Origin of the sequence: Litoribrevibacter euphylliae (genome assembly GCF_042646085.1) — a bacterium.
Classification (GTDB): Bacteria; Pseudomonadota; Gammaproteobacteria; order Pseudomonadales; family Litoribrevibacteraceae; genus Litoribrevibacter; species Litoribrevibacter euphylliae.
Window position 1 is genome coordinate 1 of the sequence record NZ_JBHRSZ010000012.1, and the last position, 5,621, is coordinate 5,621.

The window sequence follows — 5,621 nt, forward strand, 5'->3', positions numbered from 1 at the left end:
GAAGGAAAGGGGTCTGCCCCTGATCTGGAAGACTCAGAAAGCAAAAAAACTTCTTCAGAAAGTGAAAGAAAAAGGTTGACACAGAGATTTGAATCGTTAAAATGTGCGTCCTCTTTCGAGATAACAGCAAGGCGGCAAGCCTTGGATTTGGTTGAAAAACTTAAGTTATCTCAAGCTCTTTAAGAATTTGTTCAGATAATTCGTGTGGGCACTTACTGTGTGTCGAAGGACATATATAAGTGACTCGTGAATATCATTTGTTTTATGCAGTGATTTTTATGATGTCATGATGCTTTTTAGATTTTGAACTGAAGAGTTTGATCATGGCTCAGATTGAACGCTGGCGGCAGGCTTAACACATGCAAGTCGAGCGGAAACGATGATAGCTTGCTATCAGGCGTCGAGCGGCGGACGGGTGAGTAACGCGTAGGAATCTGCCTAGTAGTGGGGGACAACATGTGGAAACGCATGCTAATACCGCATACGCCCTGAGGGGGAAAGATGGGGATCTTCGGACCTATCGCTATTAGATGAGCCTGCGTAAGATTAGCTAGTTGGTGGGGTAATGGCCTACCAAGGCGACGATCTTTAGCTGGTCTGAGAGGATGATCAGCCACACTGGGACTGAGACACGGCCCAGACTCCTACGGGAGGCAGCAGTGGGGAATATTGCACAATGGGCGCAAGCCTGATGCAGCCATGCCGCGTGTGTGAAGAAGGCTTTCGGGTTGTAAAGCACTTTCAGCGAGGAGGAAAGGTTAGTAGTTAATACCTGCTAACTGTGACGTTACTCGCAGAAGAAGCACCGGCTAACTCCGTGCCAGCAGCCGCGGTAATACGGAGGGTGCAAGCGTTAATCGGAATTACTGGGCGTAAAGCGCGCGTAGGCGGTTTGTTAAGCTAGATGTGAAAGCCCCGGGCTCAACCTGGGAACTGCATTTAGAACTGGCAGGCTAGAATACGGTAGAGGTTAGTGGAATTTCCTGTGTAGCGGTGAAATGCGTAGAGATGGGAAGGAACACCAGTGGCGAAGGCGACTGACTGGACCGATATTGACGCTGAGGTGCGAAAGCGTGGGTAGCAAACAGGATTAGATACCCTGGTAGTCCACGCCGTAAACGATGTCTACTAGCCGTTGGGCTCCTTGAGAGCTTTGTGGCGCAGCTAACGCGATAAGTAGACCGCCTGGGGAGTACGGTCGCAAGATTAAAACTCAAATGAATTGACGGGGGCCCGCACAAGCGGTGGAGCATGTGGTTTAATTCGAAGCAACGCGAAGAACCTTACCTACTCTTGACATCCAGAGAATTTGCTAGAGATAGCTTAGTGCCTTCGGGAACTCTGTGACAGGTGCTGCATGGCTGTCGTCAGCTCGTGTTGTGAAATGTTGGGTTAAGTCCCGTAACGAGCGCAACCCTTATCCTTATTTGCCAGCGATTCGGTCGGGAACTATAAGGAGACTGCCGGTGATAAACCGGAGGAAGGTGGGGACGACGTCAAGTCATCATGGCCCTTACGAGTAGGGCTACACACGTGCTACAATGGCCGGTACAGACGGTTGCCAACCCGCGAGGGGGAGCTAATCTGAGAAAGCCGGTCGTAGTCCGGATTGGAGTCTGCAACTCGACTCCATGAAGTCGGAATCGCTAGTAATCGTGAATCAGAATGTCACGGTGAATACGTTCCCGGGCCTTGTACACACCGCCCGTCACACCATGGGAGTGGGTTGCTCCAGAAGTGGCTAGCTTAACCTTCGGGAGAGCGGTCACCACGGAGTGATTCATGACTGGGGTGAAGTCGTAACAAGGTAGCCCTAGGGGAACCTGGGGCTGGATCACCTCCTTAAACGAAAAGAGCTTTTGCGCTCAGTAAAGTGTCCACAACGAATTATCTGAACAAGTGAATTAGAGAGAGCGGTTTTAGGCTTAAGAGAGTCTTCTAGGGCCAGCTTGAGTCAAGACTATCAATTTAGGCTTGTAGCTCAGTTGGTTAGAGCGCACCCCTGATAAGGGTGAGGTCGGCAGTTCAAATCTGCCCAAGCCTACCAAAATCTCCTCGAGAGATGATTTGGGGCTATAGCTCAGCTGGGAGAGCGCCTGCCTTGCACGCAGGAGGTCTGCGGTTCGATCCCGCATAGCTCCACCACTTCTTAACTAAGAATATGTGGTACCCAAACTAAAGGGAAATGTTTTTGAATAATGATTAGTCATTGTTCTAAAGAGTATTTCACCTTTAGTCGTTCGAAAGAACACTATTGTTAATAAGTTGTTCACAACTTGTTAACCGCTCTTTAAAAATTAGGACAGAGAAATTAGTAAATTACAGTACGTAATTTATTGAGTTGTAATACGAGTAAAACTGAATCAAGCGTATTTACATCCGGTGATCGTTAATCAGTCAAATGAACAACTAATCCAAACTATTTTGGGTTATATAGTCAAGTGACTAAGCGCATACGGTGGATGCCTTGGCAGTCAGAGGCGATGAAAGACGTTGTAGCCTGCGATAAGCTTCGGGGAGTCGGCAAACAGACTTTGATCCGGAGATCTCTGAATGGGGAAACCCACCCGATGTAAGTCGGGTATCTTGCACTGAATACATAGGTGTAAGAGGCAAACCGAGGGAACTGAAACATCTAAGTACCTCGAGGAAAAGAAATCAACCGAGATTCCCTTAGTAGCGGCGAGCGAACGGGGACCAGCCCTTAAGCTTAGGGGACGTTAGTGGAAGGCTCTGGAAAGTGCCGCGATACAGGGTGATAGCCCCGTACACGAAAACTAACCTAAGTGAAATCGAGTAGGACGGGACACGTGGTATCCTGTCTGAACATGGGGGGACCATCCTCCAAGGCTAAATACTCCTGACTGACCGATAGTGAACCAGTACCGTGAGGGAAAGGCGAAAAGAACCCCTGTGAGGGGAGTGAAATAGAACCTGAAACCGTATGCGTACAAGCAGTGGGAGCAGACTTGTTCTGTGACTGCGTACCTTTTGTATAATGGGTCAGCGACTTAATTTCAGTAGCAAGCTTAACCGTTTAGGGGAGGCGTAGGGAAACCGAGTCTTAATAGGGCGTTCAGTTGCTGGGATTAGACCCGAAACCAGGCGATCTATCCATGAGCAGGTTGAAGGTGCGGTAACACGCACTGGAGGACCGAACCCACTGTCGTTGAAAAGCCAGGGGATGACTTGTGGATAGGAGTGAAAGGCTAATCAAGCCTGGAGATAGCTGGTTCTCCTCGAAAGCTATTTAGGTAGCGCCTCATGTATCACCATCGGGGGTAGAGCACTGTTAAGGCTAGGGGGCCATCCCGGCTTACCAACCCTTTGCAAACTCCGAATACCGATGAGTGCAATCATGGGAGACACACGGCGGGTGCTAACGTCCGTCGTGGAGAGGGAAACAACCCAGACCGCCAGCTAAGGTCCCAAAATCTATGTTAAGTGGGAAACGATGTGGGAAGGCTTAGACAGCTAGGAGGTTGGCTTAGAAGCAGCCACCCTTTAAAGAAAGCGTAATAGCTCACTAGTCGAGTCGGCCTGCGCGGAAGATATAACGGGGCTCAAACATAGTACCGAAGCTGCGGATGCGTGTTTACACGCATGGTAGAGGAGCGTTCTGTAGGCTGTTGAAGCGGAATTGAGAAGTTCCGTGGAGGTATCAGAAGTGCGAATGCTGACATGAGTAACGATAAGGGGAGTGAAAAACTTCCCCGCCGGAAGACCAAGGGTTCCTGCGCAACGCTAATCGGCGCAGGGTGAGTCGGCCCCTAAGGCGAGGCAGAAATGCGTAGTCGATGGGAAACAGGTTAATATTCCTGTACCTCTTTATAGTGCGATGGGGGGACGGAGTAGGCTAGGTCAGCCTGGTGTTGGTTATCCAGGTTTAAGATTGTAGGCAGAGGAATTAGGCAAATCCGGTTCCTTAATGCTGAGAGTTGATGACGAGTTGCTACGGCAACGAAGTGATTGATGCCATGCTTCCAAGAAAAGCCTCTAAGCTTCAGCTATAAAGAGACCGTACCCCAAACCGACACAGGTGGTCAGGTAGAGAATACCAAGGCGCTTGAGAGAACTCGGGTGAAGGAACTAGGCAAAATGGTACCGTAACTTCGGGAGAAGGTACGCCGACTTTGGTGATCGGACTTGCTCCGTAAGCTGAGGTCGGTCGAAGTGACCAGGTGGCTGCGACTGTTTATTAAAAACACAGTACTCTGCAAACACGAAAGTGGACGTATAGGGTATGACGCCTGCCCGGTGCCGGAAGGTTAATTGATGGGGTTAGCTTCGGCGAAGCTCTTGATCGAAGCCCCGGTAAACGGCGGCCGTAACTATAACGGTCCTAAGGTAGCGAAATTCCTTGTCGGGTAAGTTCCGACCTGCACGAATGGCGTAACGACGGCCACGCTGTCTCCACCCGAGACTCAGTGAAATTGAAATCGCAGTGAAGATGCTGTGTATCCGCGGCTAGACGGAAAGACCCCGTGAACCTTTACTATAGCTTCACAGTGAACTTTGAACATACTTGTGTAGGATAGGTGGGAGGCTTTGAAACCAGGACGCCAGTTCTGGTGGAGCCAACCTTGAAATACCACCCTGGTATGTTTGGGGTTCTAACTCAGGTCCCTTATCGGGATCGAGGACACTGTGTGGTGGGTAGTTTGACTGGGGCGGTCTCCTCCCAAAGAGTAACGGAGGAGCACGAAGGTTGGCTAAGTATGGTCGGACATCATACGGTTAGTGCAATGGCATAAGCCAGCTTAACTGCGAGACAGACACGTCGAGCAGGTACGAAAGTAGGTCATAGTGATCCGGTGGTTCTGTATGGAAGGGCCATCGCTCAACGGATAAAAGGTACTCCGGGGATAACAGGCTGATTCCGCCCAAGAGTTCACATCGACGGCGGAGTTTGGCACCTCGATGTCGGCTCATCACATCCTGGGGCTGAAGCCGGTCCCAAGGGTATGGCTGTTCGCCATTTAAAGTGGTACGCGAGCTGGGTTTAGAACGTCGTGAGACAGTTCGGTCCCTATCTGCCGTGGACGTTGGAAAATTGAAGAGAGCTGCTCCTAGTACGAGAGGACCGGAGTGGACGAACCTCTGGTGTTCGGGTTGTCATGCCAATGGCATTGCCCGGTAGCTACGTTCGGACAGGATAACCGCTGAAAGCATCTAAGCGGGAAGCCCCCTTTAAGATGAGTTTTCCCTAGGTCTTTAAGACCTCTTAAGAGCCGTTCAAGACCAGGACGTTGATAGGCTGGGTGTGTAAGCGTTGTGAGGCGTTGAGCTAACCAGTACTAATTGCTCGTGAGGCTTGGCTATATAACACCAAAGTGGTTTAGAACATCAGTGTTCAGCCCGATTGATTAAAACATCAGATGTAAACATCCTGATTCAGACACCGTATTCAATGTGATGATGACAATAGAGCAACGCTCGAACTCATCTCCTCTGTCCCAGTTTTGCTTGACGACCATAGCGACTGTGAACCACCTGATCCCATTCCGAACTCAGAAGTGAAACCGGTCCGCGCCGATGGTAGTGTGGGGTCTCCCCATGTGAGAGTAGGTCATCGTCAAGCGCCTTATACTAAAAGCCCTGATGCGAACGCATCGGGGCTT

At 50.1% G+C, this 5,621-nt stretch carries 1 protein-coding gene, 2 tRNA genes and 3 rRNA genes; all 6 read left to right on the top strand.

The features are described from left to right. Positions 1-183: hypothetical protein (locus ACFOEK_RS21185; RefSeq protein WP_386723492.1), on the top strand; the 183-nt coding region annotated here is incomplete at its 5' end. 122 nt (positions 184-305) lie between these two features. Further along, positions 306-1,845 (top strand): 16S ribosomal RNA (locus tag ACFOEK_RS21190). Between the two features lie 125 nt (positions 1,846-1,970). Beyond that, positions 1,971-2,047: transfer RNA gene (locus ACFOEK_RS21195), tRNA-Ile, on the top strand. Positions 2,048-2,069: 22 nt separating this feature from the next. Then, a tRNA-Ala gene (locus ACFOEK_RS21200) sits at positions 2,070-2,145 on the top strand. 290 nt (positions 2,146-2,435) lie between these two features. Then, positions 2,436-5,322, top strand: a 23S ribosomal RNA gene (locus tag ACFOEK_RS21205). Positions 5,323-5,465: 143 nt separating this feature from the next. Further along, positions 5,466-5,581, top strand: a 5S ribosomal RNA gene (rrf, locus tag ACFOEK_RS21210). Together the 16S, 23S and 5S rRNA genes with 2 tRNA genes alongside form the textbook arrangement of a ribosomal RNA operon. Positions 5,582-5,621 lie beyond the last annotated feature (40 nt).